The organism is Pseudomonas sp. PDNC002 (assembly GCF_016919445.1).
Lineage (GTDB): Bacteria > Pseudomonadota > Gammaproteobacteria > Pseudomonadales > Pseudomonadaceae > Pseudomonas.
The window spans coordinates 5,968,771-5,985,952 of sequence record NZ_CP070356.1 but is presented as its reverse complement, the minus strand read 5'-3'; the positions used below and the strand labels follow the sequence as shown (position 1 = coordinate 5,985,952).

Annotated in this window: 18 protein-coding genes; 17 read left to right on the top strand and 1 reads right to left on the bottom strand. The window is 63.8% G+C overall.

Annotated elements, in window-relative coordinates:
- Window positions 1–25 precede the first annotated feature (25 nt).
- The 17 genes from iscU to JVX91_RS27010 all read left to right on the top strand — a co-directional run bounded on the left by iscU (window position 26) and on the right by JVX91_RS27010 (window position 15,240).
- Window positions 26–412 (top strand): Fe-S cluster assembly scaffold IscU, encoded by a 387-nt coding sequence (gene iscU / locus JVX91_RS27090; RefSeq protein ID WP_192435189.1) that lies wholly within the window; start codon window positions 26–28, stop codon window positions 410–412.
- A 26-nt stretch (window positions 413–438) separates the two neighbouring features.
- Complete coding sequence (gene iscA / locus JVX91_RS27085; RefSeq protein ID WP_017522292.1) at window positions 439–762, top strand: iron-sulfur cluster assembly protein IscA; 324 nt, start codon at window positions 439–441, stop codon at window positions 760–762.
- 8 nt (window positions 763–770) lie between these two features.
- A complete protein-coding gene (gene hscB, locus JVX91_RS27080; protein ID WP_205337115.1) occupies window positions 771–1,292 on the top strand; it encodes a co-chaperone HscB in 522 nt (173 codons plus the stop codon).
- 44 nt (window positions 1,293–1,336) lie between these two features.
- Complete coding sequence (gene hscA, locus JVX91_RS27075; RefSeq protein ID WP_205337114.1) at window positions 1,337–3,196, top strand: Fe-S protein assembly chaperone HscA; 1,860 nt, start codon at window positions 1,337–1,339, stop codon at window positions 3,194–3,196.
- 5 nt (window positions 3,197–3,201) lie between these two features.
- Entirely contained in the window at window positions 3,202–3,540 is a 339-nt protein-coding gene (gene fdx, locus JVX91_RS27070; protein ID WP_205337113.1) for an ISC system 2Fe-2S type ferredoxin, read from the top strand.
- 10 nt (window positions 3,541–3,550) lie between these two features.
- Window positions 3,551–3,751 (top strand): Fe-S cluster assembly protein IscX, encoded by a 201-nt coding sequence (gene iscX, locus JVX91_RS27065; protein WP_017522288.1) that lies wholly within the window; start codon window positions 3,551–3,553, stop codon window positions 3,749–3,751.
- A gap of 250 nt (window positions 3,752–4,001) precedes the next feature.
- Window positions 4,002–4,433, top strand: a complete 432-nt coding sequence (ndk, locus tag JVX91_RS27060; RefSeq protein ID WP_024762960.1) for a nucleoside-diphosphate kinase — start codon at window positions 4,002–4,004, stop codon at window positions 4,431–4,433.
- A gap of 29 nt (window positions 4,434–4,462) precedes the next feature.
- Window positions 4,463–5,611: a 23S rRNA (adenine(2503)-C(2))-methyltransferase RlmN gene (gene rlmN, locus JVX91_RS27055; protein ID WP_205337112.1), complete on the top strand. Its 1,149-nt coding sequence runs from the start codon at window positions 4,463–4,465 to the stop codon at window positions 5,609–5,611.
- Window positions 5,612–5,627: 16 nt separating this feature from the next.
- The gene (pilW, locus tag JVX91_RS27050) at window positions 5,628–6,386 is read left to right on the top strand and encodes a type IV pilus biogenesis/stability protein PilW (protein WP_205337111.1); all 759 of its coding nucleotides are present in this window, start codon (window positions 5,628–5,630) and stop codon (window positions 6,384–6,386) included.
- Window positions 6,386–7,423 carry a RodZ family helix-turn-helix domain-containing protein gene (locus JVX91_RS27045; RefSeq protein WP_205337110.1) on the top strand — a complete coding sequence of 346 codons (1,038 nt, stop codon included), beginning with the start codon at window positions 6,386–6,388 and terminating at the stop codon, window positions 7,421–7,423. Before pilW ends, JVX91_RS27045 begins: the two co-directional genes overlap by 1 nt.
- A gap of 1 nt (window position 7,424) precedes the next feature.
- Window positions 7,425–8,537: a flavodoxin-dependent (E)-4-hydroxy-3-methylbut-2-enyl-diphosphate synthase gene (ispG, locus tag JVX91_RS27040; RefSeq protein ID WP_205337109.1), complete on the top strand. Its 1,113-nt coding sequence runs from the start codon at window positions 7,425–7,427 to the stop codon at window positions 8,535–8,537.
- A gap of 18 nt (window positions 8,538–8,555) precedes the next feature.
- Window positions 8,556–9,845, top strand: a complete 1,290-nt coding sequence (gene hisS, locus JVX91_RS27035) for a histidine--tRNA ligase (RefSeq protein ID WP_205337108.1) — start codon at window positions 8,556–8,558, stop codon at window positions 9,843–9,845.
- 25 nt (window positions 9,846–9,870) lie between these two features.
- Window positions 9,871–10,515, top strand: coding sequence for a YfgM family protein (locus JVX91_RS27030; RefSeq protein ID WP_205337107.1), 645 nt, complete (start codon window positions 9,871–9,873; stop codon window positions 10,513–10,515).
- A gap of 1 nt (window position 10,516) precedes the next feature.
- Entirely contained in the window at window positions 10,517–11,659 is a 1,143-nt protein-coding gene (bamB, locus tag JVX91_RS27025; RefSeq protein WP_205337106.1) for an outer membrane protein assembly factor BamB, read from the top strand.
- Between the two features lie 84 nt (window positions 11,660–11,743).
- Window positions 11,744–13,228: a ribosome biogenesis GTPase Der gene (gene der, locus JVX91_RS27020; protein ID WP_205337105.1), complete on the top strand. Its 1,485-nt coding sequence runs from the start codon at window positions 11,744–11,746 to the stop codon at window positions 13,226–13,228.
- 81 nt (window positions 13,229–13,309) lie between these two features.
- A complete protein-coding gene (locus tag JVX91_RS27015) occupies window positions 13,310–14,458 on the top strand; it encodes a pyridoxal phosphate-dependent aminotransferase (protein ID WP_205337104.1) in 1,149 nt (382 codons plus the stop codon).
- The gene (locus tag JVX91_RS27010) at window positions 14,446–15,240 is read left to right on the top strand and encodes an amidohydrolase (RefSeq protein WP_205337103.1); all 795 of its coding nucleotides are present in this window, start codon (window positions 14,446–14,448) and stop codon (window positions 15,238–15,240) included. Before JVX91_RS27015 ends, JVX91_RS27010 begins: the two co-directional genes overlap by 13 nt.
- A gap of 18 nt (window positions 15,241–15,258) precedes the next feature.
- Here the strand turns inward: JVX91_RS27010 and JVX91_RS29170 are convergent, their stop codons facing one another.
- Window positions 15,259–16,863 (bottom strand): M10 family metallopeptidase, encoded by a 1,605-nt coding sequence (locus JVX91_RS29170; protein ID WP_205337102.1) that lies wholly within the window; start codon window positions 16,861–16,863, stop codon window positions 15,259–15,261.
- Window positions 16,864–17,182: the final 319 nt, after the last annotated feature.

The following is a 17,182-nucleotide window of genomic DNA, read 5'->3' as shown; positions in this document are numbered from 1 at the left end:
CGCCCCGTAGAAGTGAGGATTAGCCATGGCTTACAGTGAAAAGGTCATCGACCACTACGAAAACCCGCGCAACGTCGGCAAGCTCAACGCCGAAGACCCGGATGTCGGCACCGGCATGGTCGGTGCTCCTGCCTGCGGCGACGTAATGCGCCTGCAGATCAAGGTCAACGAGCAGGGTGTCATCGAAGACGCCAAGTTCAAGACCTATGGCTGCGGCTCCGCCATTGCCTCCAGCTCCCTCGCTACCGAGTGGATGAAGGGCAAGACCCTGGACGAAGCCGAATCCATCAAGAACACCACTATTGCCGAAGAACTGGCCCTGCCGCCGGTGAAGATCCACTGCTCGGTGCTCGCCGAGGACGCCATCAAGGCGGCCGTGCGCGACTACAAGCAGAAGAAAGGTCTGCTCTGAAGCGATTCGTTGAGTAAGGAGTTCCCATGGCCATCAGCATGACCGAATCCGCCGCCAATCACGTACGCCGCTCCCTCGAAGGGCGCGGCAAGGGCGAGGGTATTCGTCTTGGCGTGCGCACCACCGGGTGTTCCGGTCTTGCCTACGTGCTGGAGTTCGTCGATGAACTGGCAGCCGAGGACCAGGTCTTCGAGAGCCACGGCGTGAAGGTCATCATCGACCCGAAAAGCCTGGTTTACCTCGACGGCACGGAGTTGGACTTCACCAAGGAAGGCCTCAACGAGGGCTTCAAGTTCAACAACCCGAACGTGCGCGGTGAGTGTGGCTGCGGCGAAAGCTTCAACGTCTGAGGCCGGGTGTGGGTAGTCCCTGTCACTTCGCGCTGTTCGACCTGCAGCCGGGCTTCCGGATCGATCTGGAAGCCCTCGGCAACCGCTACCGTGAGCTGGTACGAACCGTCCATCCGGACCGTTTTGCCGATGCTTCCGAGCGTGAGCAGCGACTGGCGCAGTCCAAGGCCGCCGAGCTCAACGATGCCTACCAGACGCTGAAGAGCGTTCCGCGTCGTGCCCTGTACCTGCTGGCCCTGCGTGGCGATGCGTTGCCGCTGGAAGCCACGGTGCAGGATCCGGAGTTCCTCCTGCAGCAGATGCAGTTGCGCGAGGATCTGGAAGATCTGCAGGACAGCGCCGATCTCGACGGTGTGGCGCAGTTCAAGCGTCAGCTGAAGACCGCCCAGCAGCAGCTGGAAGCGGACTTCGCCGACTGCTGGGATGACGCGGCCCGTCGCGAATTGGCCGAACGCCTGGTGCGTCGCATGCAGTTCCTCGACAAGCTGGCGCAGGAAGTGCGGCAGCTGGAAGAGCGACTCGACGATTAATCCGCGCGGCCCGTGCCGCGCCCGATAGCCTGATTAGAAACCGCATGGCCCTACTGCAGATCGCCGAGCCCGGACAGAGTCCCCAGCCACACCAGCGTCGCCTGGCGGTGGGGATCGACCTGGGCACCACGAATTCCCTGGTCGCTGCCGTACGCAGCGGCGTCGCAGCACCGTTGCCCGATGATCGCGGCGAGGTGATCCTTCCTTCCGCGGTGCGCTATCTCGCTGATCGCATCGAGGTGGGCGAGGGCGTTCGCGCCACGGCGTCCCAGGACCCGCTGAACTCCATCATCTCGGTCAAGCGCCTGATGGGGCGCGGCCTGGAAGACGTGAAGCAGTTGGGCGGCCAACTGCCGTATCGCTTCACCCAGGGCGAATCGCACATGCCCTTCATCGAGACTGTCCAGGGCGCCAAGAGCCCGGTGGAGGTCTCGGCTGAAATCCTCCGCGTCCTGCGCCAGCGCGCCGAATCCACCCTGGGTGGCGAACTGGTTGGCGCCGTGATCACTGTTCCCGCCTATTTCGACGACGCCCAGCGCCAGGCCACCAAGGACGCCGCGCGTCTGGCTGGCCTGCATGTGCTGCGCCTGCTCAACGAGCCGACCGCTGCGGCGGTGGCCTACGGCCTCGACAAGAATGCCGAGGGCGTGGTCGCCATATATGACCTGGGTGGCGGTACATTCGATATTTCGATTCTGCGTCTGACCCGAGGCGTCTTCGAAGTCCTGGCCACCGGCGGCGATACCGCGCTGGGCGGCGACGATTTCGACCATGCCATCGCGGGTTGGGTCATCGAGCAGTCCGGCATCTCGGCCGACCTCGATCCGGGCGCCCAGCGCCGCCTGCTGCAGGCTGCCTGCGCGGCGAAGGAAGCGCTGACCGACAGCGCCTCTGTCTCTGTCACATATGACAGCTGGAGTGGCCAGCTCAGTCGAGCCCAGCTGGATGCCCTGATCGATCCGATGATCCAGCGCAGCCTGAAAGCTTGCCGCCGTGCGGTGCGTGATTCCGGCGTGGAACTGGAAGAGGTCAGCGCCGTCGTCATGGTTGGCGGTTCCACCCGCGTACCCCGCGTCCGCGAGCTGGTGGGCGATCTGTTCGCCCGGGAGCCGTTGACCGATATCGACCCGGATCAAGTCGTCGCCATTGGTGCAGCCATCCAGGCTGATGCCTTGGCCGGCAACAAGCGCGGCGAAGAATTGCTGCTGCTTGACGTGATTCCCCTGTCGCTCGGCCTGGAAACCATGGGCGGGCTGATGGAGAAGGTAATTCCGCGCAACACCACCATTCCGGTGGCGCGTGCCCAGGAATTCACCACCTACAAGGATGGCCAGACGGCCATGATGATCCATGTGCTGCAGGGCGAGCGCGAATTGGTCAAGGACTGCCGGTCCCTGGCGCGCTTCGAGCTGCGTGGCATCCCACCGATGGTGGCCGGCGCGGCGAAGATCCGTGTCAGCTTCCAGGTCGATGCCGACGGCCTGCTGGGCGTTTCCGCCCGTGAATTGTCGTCGGGCGTCGAAGCAAGCATCCAGGTCAAGCCGTCCTACGGACTGACCGATGGCGAGATCGCCCGCATGCTGCAGGATTCCTTCCAGTACGCCGGCGACGACTTGGCCGCCCGCGCCCTGCGCGAGCAGCAGGTCGAGGCCCAGCGCTTGCTGGAAGCCGTGCAGTCGGCGCTGGATGTCGACGGCGAGCGCTTGCTGGACGCCGATGAGCGCCTGGTGATCGATGCTGGCATGGATTCCCTGCGCGAGCTGGCCACCGGCGGCGATACCGCTGCCATCGAACAACAGATCAAGCGTCTGTCCCAGCTGACCGACGCCTTTGCCGCGCGCCGTATGGACGCCACCGTCAAAGCCGCACTGGCCGGTCGCCGGCTCAACGAAATCGAGGAATAAGCGAGATGCCGCAGATTGTCTTTCTGCCCCACGCCGAACACTGCCCGGAAGGCGCCGTGATCGAAGCCCAGCCGGGCGAAACCATCATGAAGGCGGCGCTGCGCAATGGCATCGAGATCGAGCATGCGTGCGAGATGTCGTGCGCCTGCACCACTTGCCACGTGATCGTGCGCGAGGGCTTCAACTCGATGGAAGGCTCCGACGAGCTGGAAGACGACATGCTGGACAAGGCCTGGGGCCTGGAGCCGGACTCGCGCCTGTCCTGCCAGGCGGTGGTGGGTGAAACGGATCTGGTGGTGGAAATTCCGAAATACACCATCAACCAGGTTTCCGAAGGTCACTGAGGGCATCGACATGAGCTTGAAATGGGTTGATGTGCTCGAAATCGCCATACAGCTGGCCGAGTCCAAGCCGGATGTCGATCCGCGTTATGTGAACTTCGTCGATCTGCATCGCTGGGTGCTGGCATTGCCGGAGTTCAGCGACGATCCTTCCCGTGGCGGAGAAAAAGTCCTGGAAGCCATCCAGGCCGCCTGGATCGAAGAAGCCGACTGAGGGCGCGGCTCACCAGAGCCGCGTACCCATTTGTCATGAACCCGCGTATAATTCGCGGGTTTTATCTTTAGGTGAGCTGTCGAAAATTTCCCCAGGGGAATTTTCCAGTCGCCGGCCCTGTCGCAGTCGGGCCGGTTTCGCGGCTGCCGCCCAACGGGCGTGGCGCGCGGCAAACCCTAGAATCGCAGGAGCTCCTGGCCATGCCAGGGGCTTCTTGGCTTTACCAACCTTGCTTTCCGGAGTTATTTCCATGGCCCTGCAACGTACCTTCTCCATCATCAAGCCCGACGCTGTTTCCAAGAACGTCATCGGCGAAATCCTGACCCGCTTCGAGAAAGCCGGTCTGCGCGTCGTCGCTTCGAAGATGGTTCAACTGTCCGAGCGCGAAGCTGGCGGTTTCTACGCTGAACACAAAGAGCGTCCCTTCTTCAAGGACCTGGTTTCCTTCATGACCTCCGGTCCGGTCGTCGTTCAGGTTCTGGAAGGCGAAGACGCCATCCTGCGCAACCGTGAACTGATGGGCGCCACCGATCCGAAGAAAGCCGACGCCGGCACCATCCGCGCCGACTTCGCCGTTTCCATCGACGAGAACGCCGTACACGGTTCCGACTCGGAAGCTTCCGCAGCTCGCGAAATCGCTTACTTCTTCTCCAGCACCGAGGTGTGCGAGCGCATTCGCTGATCCGTCAGTGAATGAGCGAGGGTGAATCCATGACTGATACCGCTGTAAAGGCCAACCTGCTGGGCATGACCAAGCCCCAGCTCGAGGAATTCTTCGAGTCCATCGGTGAAAAGCGCTTCCGCGCCGGCCAGGTGATGCAATGGATTCACCACTTTGGCGCCGTCGATTTCGACGCCATGACGAACGTCGGCAAGGCCTTGCGCGAAAAGCTCAAGGCCGTTGCCGAAATTCGTCCTCCGGAGATCGTCAGCCAGGACATTTCCTCTGACGGTACCCGCAAGTGGGTGGTACGCGTGGCTTCGGGCAGCTGTGTCGAGACCGTGTACATCCCGCAAGGCGGCCGCGGCACCCTGTGCGTGTCGTCCCAGGCCGGTTGCGCGCTGGATTGCAGCTTCTGCTCCACCGGCAAGCAAGGCTTCAACAGCGACCTGACCTCCGCCGAGATCATCGGCCAGGTGTGGATCGCCAACCAATCGTTCGGGACCATCCCGGGCAAGATCGACCGTGCCATCACCAACGTGGTGATGATGGGCATGGGCGAGCCGCTGCTGAACTTCGACAACGTCGTGAGTGCCATGGGCATCATGATGGAAGACCTCGGCTACGGCATTTCCAAGCGCAAGGTGACCCTGTCCACCTCCGGCGTGGTGCCGATGATCGACAAGCTGGCCGAAGTGACCGACGTGTCCCTGGCCCTGTCGCTGCACGCACCGAACGACGAACTGCGCAACAAGCTGGTACCGATCAACAAGAAGTACCCGCTGGAGATGCTCCTCGACGCCTGCTATCGCTACATCACGCGTCTGGGCAAGGAGCGCGTGCTGACCATCGAGTACACATTGCTGGCCAATGTGAACGACCAGCCCGAGCATGCCGAGCAATTGATCGCATTGCTCAAGGATTTCCCTTGCAAGATCAACCTGATTCCGTTTAATCCGTTCCCGCATTCGGGTTACGAGCGGCCGAGCAACAATGCCATCCGCCGTTTCCAGGACATGCTGCACAAGGGCGGGTTCAACGTGACCGTACGCACCACCCGTGGCGAAGACATCGACGCCGCGTGTGGGCAACTGGTGGGCCAGGTGATGGACCGCACCCGCCGCAGCGAACGTTACATCGCCGTACGCCAGCTGGCTGCCGATGCCGACCAGGCCGCACCCGCTGCCAATCGAAACTGAACTAGGGAGGATTCCGATGACCCTGCGCGCCGCGCTGTTCTTACTGTTGGCAACCGTGCTGACGGGTTGCGTGACGACTGGTAAACAGGATCCTCTGAAAACCGAGAAGGGCCGGGACGAGGCGCGTGACGCGTACATCCAGCTCGGCATCGGTTACCTGCAGATGGGTAATACCGAGCAGGCCAAGATACCTCTTCGCCAGGCCCTGGATATCGATTCGTCAAGCGCCGATGCCCATGCCGCCCTGGCTGTGGTGTACCAGACCGAGATGGAGCCCAAACTCGCTGAGAGCGAGTACCGCAAGGCGCTGTCCGCGCGCTCGGGTGACGCGCGCATCCTGAACAACTACGCCAGCTTCCTGTTCGAGCAGAAACGCTACAAGGAAGCCTACGACACCTACATGAAGGCCACCGAAGACGGCCTTTATTCAGAGCGCTCGCGCATCTTCGAGAACCTCGGTCTGGTCAGCCTGAAGCTGAACGACCGTGCGCAGGCCAAGCAATTCTTCGAGAAGGCGGTTCGCCTGAACCGCAACCAGCCCAATGCGCTGCTCGAACTTTCCGAAATGAACTACCAGGATCGCGAGTACGTACCGGCTCGCACCTTCTATGAGGAATACCTCAAGCAAGGCCCGCAGACCGCGCGCAGCCTGCTGCTGGGGATTCGACTGGCGAAGATTTTCGACGACCGGGATACCGCTGCCAGCTACGGGCTGCAACTCAAGCGCCTGTATCCCGCTTCTCCTGAATACCAGGCATACCAGGCGGATAAATAATGAATACGTCGCAGTCCGATGTCATCGGCACGACCCGCGCCAACCCTGGCGAAGTGCTGCGCCAAGCGCGCGAAAACAAAGGCTGGAGCACCACGCAGGTGGCGGGCCAGCTGAACCTGACCGAGAACGCCTTGCGCCAGCTGGAGCAGGGCTCCTTCGAGCAACTACCAGGTCATACCTTTGCGCGTGGCTATATCCGCGCCTACGCCAAGCTGCTGGGCATGGACCAGGCCCAGATGGTCGCCGCCTTCGACCAGTACACCGGCACCGATGCCACGGGCAGCAACGTGCAGGCCCTGGGGCGCGTCGTCGAGCCGGTACGCCTGTCGCGCAACCTCTTGCGTGGTTTCAGCCTCCTGCTGCTCGCCCTGCTGATTGGCTTCGGTTACTTCTGGTGGCAGGAGCGTGCCTCCCGTCCGGCGGAGACCGGCAACCTGAACATGGAGCACGTCGAGGTCGAGAGCGCCGACGGCACCACCGAGATACATACCCTCGACGAGCCGGAAGATCAGGCTGTGGCCGAAGATCAGGCCAATACGCCGCCGGTTCCCTCCGAGCCGGCGGGTGACAGTGGCGTCGCCGAGACGCCCGCCGAGGGCACCCCGCCGGTTGCGACCAACCCGGTTGCCCCGACCGTTCCGGGTGTACCCGCTGCCGCTGAAACCGCTCCTGCCGCTCCTGCCGTTCCTGCCGTACCCGCGCAGCAGCCGACTGCCCAGCAACCTGCCGCACCTGCTGCTCCTGTCGCGCCGACAGAAGCCCCGGCACCTGCTGTTCCGGTCGTCGCCAGTGCAGGCCAGGGCGTGGTCAAGGTGCAGTTCACCGCGGACTGCTGGACCCAGGTCACCGATGCCGACGGCAAGGTGGTGCTGGAGGGCCTCAAGCGCAAGGGTGATGCGATCGAGCTTGCCGCCAAGGCTCCGGTTCAGGTACGCCTGGGCTTCGCCCAGGGTGCACAGGTCAGCTACAACGGCCAGCCCGTCGAAGTCACGCCAGCGCGCGGCGGTACCGCGCGCCTGAAGTTGGGTGGACAGTAAGATGCATTGCGAGTCTCCGATCAAACGTCGCCTGTCCCGCAAGATCTGGGTGGGTAACGTGCCGGTGGGTGGGGATGCCCCCATCGCCGTGCAGAGCATGACCAACACCGATACGTTGGATGTGGCCGCCACTGTCGCGCAGATCCGCCGTCTCGAGGACGCCGGCGCCGACATCGTCCGCGTCTCCGTGCCGGACATGGATGCTGCCGAAGCCTTCGGCAAGATCAAGCAGCAGGTGAAAGTCCCGCTGGTCGCCGATATCCACTTCGACTACAAGATCGCCCTGCGCGTCGCCGAACTGGGCGTCGATTGCCTGCGTATCAACCCGGGCAACATCGGTCGCGAAGACCGCGTGAAGGCGGTGGTGGATGCGGCGCGGGACAAGAACATCCCGATCCGCATCGGCGTCAACGCAGGTTCCCTCGAAAAAGACCTGCAGAAGAAGTACGGCGAGCCGACCCCGGAAGCGCTGCTGGAGTCGGCCATGCGCCATGTCGATCACCTCGACCGCCTGGACTTCCAGAACTTCAAGGTCAGCGTGAAGGCCTCCGACGTGTTCATGGCCGTCGCCGCCTACCGCCTGCTCGCCAAGGAAATCGAACAACCCCTGCACCTGGGCATCACCGAAGCCGGTGGCCTGCGCTCGGGCACCGTGAAGTCCGCCGTCGGCCTGGGCATGTTGCTCGCCGAGGGTATCGGCGACACCATCCGCATCTCCCTGGCCGCCGATCCGGTGGAAGAGATCAAGGTCGGCTTCGACATCCTCAAGTCGCTGCGCCTGCGCTCCCGTGGCATCAACTTCATCGCCTGCCCGAGCTGCTCGCGGCAGAACTTCGATGTAGTGAAGACCATGAACGAGCTGGAAGGCCGCCTCGAGGACCTGCTGGTTCCACTGGACGTCGCCGTCATCGGCTGCGTGGTCAACGGCCCAGGCGAAGCCAAGGAGGCCCACATCGGCCTTACCGGCGGCACGCCGAGCAACCTGATCTACATCGACGGCAAGCCGGCGCAGAAGCTGCAGAACGAAAACCTGGTGGATGAGCTGGAACGGCTGATCCGCGAAAAAGCGGCCGAGAAGGCCGAGGCCGACGCCGCACTCATCGTGCGCGGCTGACCGCAACAAGGACCCTATGTGAGCAAGTCCCTGCAAGCCATCCGTGGCATGAACGACATCCTGCCGGAACAGACCCCGGCCTGGCGCTATCTGGAGCGCACTTTCGCCGGCCTGCTGGACAGCTACGGCTACAGCGAGATCCGCCTGCCCATCCTGGAGTTCACCGAACTCTTCGCCCGCGGCATCGGTGAAGGCACCGACGTGGTCGACAAGGAGATGTACACCTTCCTCGACCGCAACGGCGAATCCCTGACCATGCGTCCGGAAGGCACCGCGGGTTGTGTGCGCGCCGTGCTCGAGCACGGTCTGTCGGGCGGTGGCCAGGTGCAGAAGCTGTGGTACACCGGCCCGATGTTCCGCTACGAGAAGCCGCAGAAAGGGCGCTACCGCCAGTTCCACCAGATCGGCGTGGAAGTCTTCAACCTGCCCGGCCCGGACATCGATGCCGAGCTGATCATCCTCACCTGGCGCCTGTGGCAGAAGCTGGGCATGGCCGACGCCGTGACCCTGCAACTGAACACCCTGGGCTCCAGCGAAGCCCGCGCGCGCTATCGCGACGACCTGGTGGCCTATCTGAAGGACCGCTTCGACCAACTGGACGAAGACAGCCAGCGCCGCATGACCACCAATCCGCTGCGCATCCTCGACAGCAAGGTCGAAAGCACCCAGGCACTGCTGGTCGGCGCGCCGACCCTGCACGACTACCTGGACGAAGAGTCGATCGCCCACTTCGAGGGCCTGAAGGCTCGCCTGGATGCGGTCGGCCTGCGCTACGAGATCAACCAGAAGCTGGTGCGCGGCCTGGACTACTACTGCCGCACCGCGTTCGAATGGGTCACCGACAAGCTCGGCGCCCAGGGCACCGTTTGTGGTGGGGGCCGTTACGATGGCCTGGTCAGCCAGTTCGGCGGCAAGCCGACCCCGGGTGTCGGATTCGCCATGGGCGTGGAGCGCCTGGTGCTGCTGCTCGAGACCCTGGGTGTGGTCCCGGCCGAGCTGAACCGCCCGGCCGACCTCTACGTCTGCGCCTTCGGCGAGCCGGCCGAGCTGGCCGCACTGACCCTGGCCGAACAACTGCGTGAGGCCATTCCGGGTATTCGCCTGCTGGTCAACGCCGGCGCCGGCAGCTTCAAGAGCCAGTTCAAGAAGGCAGATAAGAGCGGTGCACAGTTCGCAATGATTCTGGGTGACGACGAACTGGCCAACCGCGTGGTAGGTTTCAAGCCCCTGCGTGGCGAGGGCGAACAACAGAATGTCGCCTGGGATGCTCTGCCTGAGCACCTGGCAGCCTGCTTGCAGCAGGCCTGAGAATCGAGCGGATAGGAGTATTGGGGTGAGTACGCGTACCGAAGAAGAACAACTGGCTGACATCAAGGACTGGTGGCAGCGCAATGGCATGCCCCTGCTGACCGGTGCCGCACTGGCGCTGATCGTGGTGTTCGGCTGGCAAGCCTGGAAGAAATACCAGACCAACCAGTCCCAGGGCGCCTCCATCATTTACCAGGCCCTGCTGGAAACCGCGCTGAACCCGACGGGCAAGCCGGATACCGCCAAGGTCGCTGAGCTCGCCAACAAGCTCACCAGCGAATACGCCGGTACGCCGTACGCTCAATACGGTCGCCTGTTCGTCGCCAAGGTGGCGGTGGACAGTGGCAAGCTCGATGACGCGGCCCTGGAGCTCAAGGCCGTGGTTGACAAGCCGGTCGACGCCACCCTTGGCGAATTGGCCCGTCAGCGCCTGGCCCGTGTCCTGGCTGCTCAGGGCAAGGCCGAGGAAGGTCTGAAGCTGCTCGACGGCAACGTCGACAAGGCCTACGTGGCGACTCGCGAAGAACTGCGCGGCGACCTGCTGGTGCAGCTCAAGCGTGACGACGATGCCCGCGCAGCCTACGAGAAAGCCAAGGCCGCCCTGCCGGAAGACGCCGCTGTTGGCGCCCTGCAGATGAAACTCGACGACCTGGCCAAGGGAGATGCCTGAGATGCTGCGCTGGAAACATGTTGCACTGCTGGCGCTGACTCTGCTGGCCGTAGGTTGCAGCAGCAATAGCAAGAAAGAACTGCCTCCGGCCGAACTGACCGACTTCAAGGAAGAGGTTCGCCTGGATAAACAGTGGAGCCGCTCGGTCGGTGACGGCCAGGGCGATCTCTACAACCTTCTCGAGCCCGCCGTAGACGGTCAGACCATCTACGCCGCTTCCGCCGAAGGCCGGGTCATGGCGATCCAGCGCGAAAGCGGTGAAGTGCTCTGGAAGAAAGACCTCGACCTGCCGGTGTCCGGCGCGGTCGGCGTGGGCAACGGCCTGGTCCTGCTGGGTACCATGCGCGGCGACGTGATTGCTCTGGACTCCGGTTCGGGCGAGCAGAAGTGGCGCGCCAAGGTCACCAGCGAAGTGCTCGCCGCCCCGGCCACCAACGGTGACGTGGTGGTGGTGCAGACCCAGGACGACAAGCTGATCGGCTTCGATGCCGCCAGCGGCAACCAGCGCTGGATCTACGAAAGCACCGTTCCGGTCCTGACCCTGCGCGGCACTGGCGCTCCGCTGATCGCTGGCCGCCTGGCGCTGGCCGGTCTGGCAAGCGGCAAGGTCGTCGCGGTTGACGTCGAGCGTGGCCTGCCAGTCTGGGAACAGCGCGTTGCGATCCCGCAAGGCCGTTCCGAGCTGGACCGCGTGGTCGACATCGACGGCGGCCTGCTGCTGGTCGACGATGTGCTCTACGTTGCCAGCTACCAGGGCCGTGCCGCGGCGCTGGACGTGCGCAGCGGTCGCGTGCTGTGGCAGCGCGAAGCTTCGAGCTACGTCGGCGTCGCCGAAGGCACTGGCAGCGTGTTCATCAGCCAGGCCAGCGGCACTGTCGAAAGCCTGGATTCCCGCGGTTCGTCCTCGCTGTGGAGCAACGACGCCCTGGCTCGCCGCCAGTTGTCCGCTCCGGCCGTGTTCTCGAGCAACGTGGTGGTGGGTGACCTGGAAGGTTACGTACACCTGCTGAGTCAGGTGGATGGTCGTTTCGTGGGCCGCGAAAAGGTCGACGGTGACGGCGTGCGGGTTCGCCCGCTGGTGGTCGGCAACTGGATGTATGTGTTCGGCAACAGCGGCAAGCTGGTCGCCTACACACTCCGCTAAGCTGAGTGTTACTGCCGGCCGCTGCCGTGAAGACGGCAGCGGCCGTCGTGTTTTCTGAAATTCTGAATTTTCCTGGAGAGCCGCATGGTTCCCGTAATAGCCCTGGTGGGTCGCCCGAACGTCGGCAAGTCCACCCTGTTCAACCGCCTGACCCGTACCCGTGACGCCATCGTCGCCGAGTACGCCGGTCTGACCCGCGATCGCCAGTACGGCGAGGCCAAGTGGCAGGGCAAGAAATTCATCGTCATCGATACCGGCGGTATTTCCGGTGACGAGGAAGGTATCGACGCCAAGATGGCCGAGCAGTCGCTGCAGGCCATCGAAGAGGCCGATGCCGTGCTGTTCATGGTCGATTCCCGCGCCGGCCTCACCGCCGCCGACGAGATGATCGGTGAGCACCTGCGCAAGAAGAACAAGCGTACCTACCTGGTGGCCAACAAGGTCGACACCGTCGATCCGGACATCGCCCGCGCCGAGTTCAGCCCGCTGGCCCTGGGGCATGCGATCCCGATCGCCGCCGCCCACGGCCGCGGCATCACCCAGATGCTCCAGGAAGCCCTGGGCGAGATGTTCGCGCCCGAGCCCGAAGCCCCGGAAGACAACGACCTGCCCAGCGAGCTGGAAGAGGTTGCCGAGGGCGAGGAAGCCAAGCGTATCCCCGGCCCGAGCGAGAAGGATGGCATCAAGATCGCCATCATCGGCCGCCCGAACGTCGGCAAGTCCACCCTGGTCAACCGCATGCTCGGTGAAGAGCGGGTGATTGTGTATGACCAGGCCGGCACCACCCGCGACAGCATCTACATCCCCTTCGAGCGCAACGACGAGAAGTACACCCTGATCGACACCGCCGGCGTGCGCCGCCGCGGCAAGATCTTCGAAGCGGTGGAAAAGTTCTCCGTGGTGAAGACCCTCCAGGCGATCCAGGATGCCAACGTGGTCATCTTCGTCATGGACGCCCGCGAAGGCGTGGTCGAGCACGATCTCAACCTGCTCGGCTTCGTGCTGGAGACCGGCCGCGCGCTGGTCATCGCCCTGAACAAGTGGGACGGCATGGAGTCCGGCGAGCGCGACTACGTGAAGACCGAGCTGGAACGCCGGCTGATGTTCGCCGACTTCGCCGACATCCACTTCATCTCCGCGCTGCACGGCACCGGTGTCGGCCACCTGTACAAGTCGGTGCAGGACTCCTTCCGCTCCGCCGTGACCCGCTGGCCCACCAGCAAGCTCACGCAGATCCTCGAAGACGCCGTCCAGGTCCACCAGCCGCCGATGGTCAACGGTCGCCGCATCAAGCTGCGCTACGCGCACCTGGGTGGCGCCAACCCGCCGCTGATCGTGATCCACGGCAACCAGGTCGACGCGGTGCCCAAGGCCTACACGCGTTACCTGGAGAAGACCTACCGCCGCGTGCTCAAGCTGGTCGGTACGCCGATCCGCATCGAGTACAAGGGTGGTGACAACCCGTTCGAGGGCAAGAAGACCCAGCTCACCGAACGCCAGGTCAACAAGAAACGCCGCCTGATGTCGCACCACAAGAAAGCCGAGAAGAAGCGGAAAGATAAGCGCTAATAGCGACTTCGGGCTTCAGACCGCAAGCTGCAGGCGATAGAGTAGGGCTTCCCTCCATCGCCCGCAGCCTGTAGTCACGCCATGCTCACCAGCAAACTGCCGAATGTCGGCACCACTATCTTCACCCGCATGTCCCAGCTCGCCGCCGAAAGCGGCGCGCTGAATCTCTCCCAGGGTTTCCCGGACTTCCCCGGCCCCGCGCCGCTGCTCGAAGCAGTCGCCCGCCATGTGATGGCCGGACACAACCAGTACAGCCCGATGACCGGCCTGCCGGCGCTGCGCGAGCAGGTCGCGGCCAAGGTCGCCAGCCTCTACGGCCGCTCTGTCAGCGCCGATGCCGAAGTGACGATCGTCCCCGGAGCGACGGAAGGCATCTTCTGCGCGGTGCAGGCGCTGATCCGGCCGGGCGACGAGGCCATCGTGCTCGATCCCTGCTACGACAGCTACGAGCCTTCGGTGGAACTGGCCGGTGGCCGCTGCGTGCATGTCGCCCTGAGCCAGCCGGACTTCCGCATCGACTGGCAGCGTCTGGCCGATGCCGTCACCCCGCGCACTCGACTGATCTTCCTCAACAGCCCGCACAACCCCAGCGGCGCATTGATCGACCGCGCCGACCTGGACCGGCTCGCGCAGCTGATCCGTGATCGTGAGATCTACGTCATCAGCGACGAGGTCTACGAGCACCTGATCTACGACGGCGTGCAGCACGCCAGCGTGCTGGCCCACGACGAGCTGTACAGCCGCGCTTTCGTGGTCAGCTCCTTCGGCAAGACCTACCACGTCACCGGTTGGAAGACCGGCTATGTGGTGGCGCCGCCGGCGCTGTCGGCCGAAATGCGCAAGATCCACCAGTACGTGAACTTCTGCGGTGTGACGCCGCTGCAGTGGGCGCTGGCCGACTTCATGGCCGCGCATCCCGAGCATCTGCGTGAACTGCCGGCGTTCTACCAGGCCAAGCGCGATCTGTTCTGCGATCTGCTGGGTGGCTCGCGCTTCAGCTTCCAACGTGCGGCCGGTACCTATTTCCAGGTGGTCGACTATTCGGCGATCCGTCCGGACCTGGACGACGTCGCCATGTCTGAATGGCTGACGCGCGAGCACGGCGTCGCCGCTATCCCGGTCTCGGTGTTCTACCAGCAGGCCCCGGCGGACATGCGCCTGGTGCGCTTCTGCTTCGCCAAGAAAGAGGAGACGCTGCGCCAGGCGGCGGAAAGACTATGCGCGATCTAAGCCAATTGCCCGATCTCAAGCTCGCCCTGGTGCAGACCACGCTGGTCTGGCACGACGCCAAGGCCAACCGCGAGCGTTTCGACGCGCTGTTGGAGAAGGCACGCGGCGCCGACGTGGTGATCCTCCCGGAAATGTTCACCACCGGCTTCTCCATGGAGTCCGAGACGCTGGCCGAAGCGGAGGAGGGCGAGACCTACGCCTGGTTGCGCGCACAGGCGGCGAAGCTCGATGCCATCGTCTGCGGCAGCGTGATCATCCGCGCCGCCGACGGCAGCCACCGTAACCGCCTGCTCTGGGTGCGGCCGGATGGCGACGTGCAGTATTACGACAAGCGCCACCTGTTCCGCATGGCCGGCGAGCACAAGCACTACACGCCCGGTGAACGCCAGGTGCTGCTGGAGTGGAAGGGCTGGCGAATTCGCCCGCTGGTCTGCTACGACCTGCGCTTCCCGGTGTGGAGCCGCGACGCCCAGGACACCGACCTGTTGCTCTACACCGCCAACTGGCCGGCCGCGCGCCGCCTGCATTGGAACCGACTGCTGCCGGCGCGGGCCATCGAGAACCTGTGCTATGTCGCGGCGGTCAACCGGGTCGGCGAGGACGGCAAGGGCCACGCCTATTCCGGTGACAGCCAGGTCCTGGATTTCCAGGGTGACAGCCTGCTGGCGGCCGGGGATGCCGACGGTGTGTTCCACATCGCCTTGAGCGCAACGGAGCTGGCGGCCTACCGCGAGCGCTTCCCTGCCAACCTGGATGCCGACGTCTTCAGCATCAGGCCCTGAGCCGCCTGCCGCTGCCGCCTACACCCAGCTGGCCGCCAGCACCGGCGCCAGGGCTTTCTGGTAGTCCGGCGGCAAGCTGGTCTGGCCCTGGCCGGGTGGCGCGAATGCCGCCATGGCGTTGACCAGTTGGTCGACCTGGTTGGCGTACAGCGACTTGTTCTCGCCAATCACCTGGAACTGCTCCACCTGGTACTGCTGCCCCAGGTACCAGTTGTCGATGGTCAGGCTCGAGTGGTCGGCGATGCCGATGCAGGACACCTCCAGGTCGTTGCCCTGGCGGCGGAACCACAGCTGGTCGGCGGTCATCGGACGGTCGGCGAGTCCCCCCTGGTCGAACTGCACGACATCGAAGTTGCCGGGCGTAGTGTCATTCTCGCTGATGTGGTCGACGCCCCAGCCGCGGAAGAAGTTGCTGTAGGTATCGTTTCCGCTGCCACCGATCAGGGTGTCGTTATCCAGCCCGCCGAGCAGGTAGTCGTTGCCCGCGCCACCCACGAGGGTGTCGTTGCCCCGATTGCCCAGCAGCGTGTCGTCGCCATCGTTGCCCAGGATAAGGTCGTCGCTGCCGCGTCCCCACAGCTCGTTGTTGGCGGAGTTGCCCGTCAGTGTGTCGCTGAACTGCGTTCCCTGGGCGTTCTCGATGGTGCAGCCGTAGGCGATGGTCAGGCAGTCGCGGACGTTCGCCTGGCCGTTCCAGAAGGCCTTGCCGATCTGTGACCAACTGCCCGCATTCAGGTCGAGCGAAACGCCCTGGTCGAGATTGTTCACATCGATGGTATCGGTGCCGCCGGCGTCGTAGAGCGTCTCGTAGATGGAGGTGCCCGGCAGCCATTTGTACGTGGTGTTGCCCGCGTTGTAGGTCGTGTTGGCGCCATACAGGTACTGCAGCGCCTGGATGTCGTTGAGCATCAGCGAGGTGGGGAAGAAGGTCGACTCGTAGCCGTTCAGCGGTTCGTCGGCGTAGTCGCGGTAGCTCATCACGCTGTACTTGAGCTGGTCCTGTCCCGCCGGAGCCGATACGTAGCCCGCGTCATGGGGATGGACGAGTCCCACCGCATGTCCCATTTCGTGCAGGAAGGTCAGGTAGCCGTAGCTGCCCTTGATCGGTGTCGCATAGTCGCTGTCGCTGGTGCCGATCCAGATGTCGCCGCCGAAGGGGTTGAGGGAGTTGGGCAGGCTGGCCTGGGAGGTCTGCACGGCCACCTCGTTGTTGGTGCTTCCCCAGCGGATGTCGCCGGCGCTGGTGGGCGTGTCCTCGACCTGGGTAAGCGTCAGGTTGGTGACGTTCGCATAGGCGTGCATCACCGACTGGATGGCGTTGAGCTGGACGGGGTTGAAGTCGAGAAAATCCCGTGGGGCGCCCAGGTTGTAGGTGGAGGAGGCGCCGGAGACGCTGTAGGTCAGGGCCACGGGCTGGCCCATGGTGGTCCCCCATTTGTTGCCGTGAGGGGCGAAGGCGGGACCCTGGAAGATGAGGTTGTCGATGGCGTCGTTGTCGCTGGCCATGCCGATATTGAATGCCCAGACCGGGGCGATTGGCGCGGTGATGCCGTTGCCGGACGTGTTATCGGCTTGCTGGTAGGTTTCTGCGGACGCAATGCTCCGCGAGCGGGCGATGGACATGCTCGAAGCTCCTGTACTTCAGGAAAGGGAAATGCGTTGTGGCACTGCGAATCAGCGGTGGGGAGGGGACAGCAGATGGAGTGTCCGATAGCGTTCCGGACGGGCTCCGAGAATGTCGATGGAGGAAGTTCGCATGTGGAAATGCCTTGTGTTTGCGTAAGGCAAATCCTAGCAATGGGAATTGACCTGGAATTGCTTCCTAAGTGATTTGTGAAAATTCACTCAAGATTAAAAGAAGTTTCGCACACTGATTTTCTCTTCTGGTTTTCGGCGGCGAATCGGAAAGGCGGCGACGGGCAAGCCCCGTACGCCGCCGGCA

Coding starts and splice junctions, on each gene's coding strand:
- JVX91_RS27045 (WP_205337110.1), top strand. CDS start 6,386: ATGAATACGTCGCAGTCCGATGTCATCGGCACGACCCGCGCCAACCCT.
- fdx (WP_205337113.1), top strand. CDS start 3,202: ATGCCGCAGATTGTCTTTCTGCCCCACGCCGAACACTGCCCGGAAGGC.
- iscU (WP_192435189.1), top strand. CDS start 26: ATGGCTTACAGTGAAAAGGTCATCGACCACTACGAAAACCCGCGCAAC.
- JVX91_RS27015 (WP_205337104.1), top strand. CDS start 13,310: ATGCTCACCAGCAAACTGCCGAATGTCGGCACCACTATCTTCACCCGC.
- JVX91_RS29170 (WP_205337102.1), bottom strand. CDS start 16,863: ATGTCCATCGCCCGCTCGCGGAGCATTGCGTCCGCAGAAACCTACCAG.
- iscX (WP_017522288.1), top strand. CDS start 3,551: ATGAGCTTGAAATGGGTTGATGTGCTCGAAATCGCCATACAGCTGGCC.
- ispG (WP_205337109.1), top strand. CDS start 7,425: ATGCATTGCGAGTCTCCGATCAAACGTCGCCTGTCCCGCAAGATCTGG.
- iscA (WP_017522292.1), top strand. CDS start 439: ATGGCCATCAGCATGACCGAATCCGCCGCCAATCACGTACGCCGCTCC.
- bamB (WP_205337106.1), top strand. CDS start 10,517: ATGCTGCGCTGGAAACATGTTGCACTGCTGGCGCTGACTCTGCTGGCC.
- JVX91_RS27010 (WP_205337103.1), top strand. CDS start 14,446: ATGCGCGATCTAAGCCAATTGCCCGATCTCAAGCTCGCCCTGGTGCAG.
- rlmN (WP_205337112.1), top strand. CDS start 4,463: ATGACTGATACCGCTGTAAAGGCCAACCTGCTGGGCATGACCAAGCCC.
- pilW (WP_205337111.1), top strand. CDS start 5,628: ATGACCCTGCGCGCCGCGCTGTTCTTACTGTTGGCAACCGTGCTGACG.
- ndk (WP_024762960.1), top strand. CDS start 4,002: ATGGCCCTGCAACGTACCTTCTCCATCATCAAGCCCGACGCTGTTTCC.
- hscA (WP_205337114.1), top strand. CDS start 1,337: ATGGCCCTACTGCAGATCGCCGAGCCCGGACAGAGTCCCCAGCCACAC.
- der (WP_205337105.1), top strand. CDS start 11,744: ATGGTTCCCGTAATAGCCCTGGTGGGTCGCCCGAACGTCGGCAAGTCC.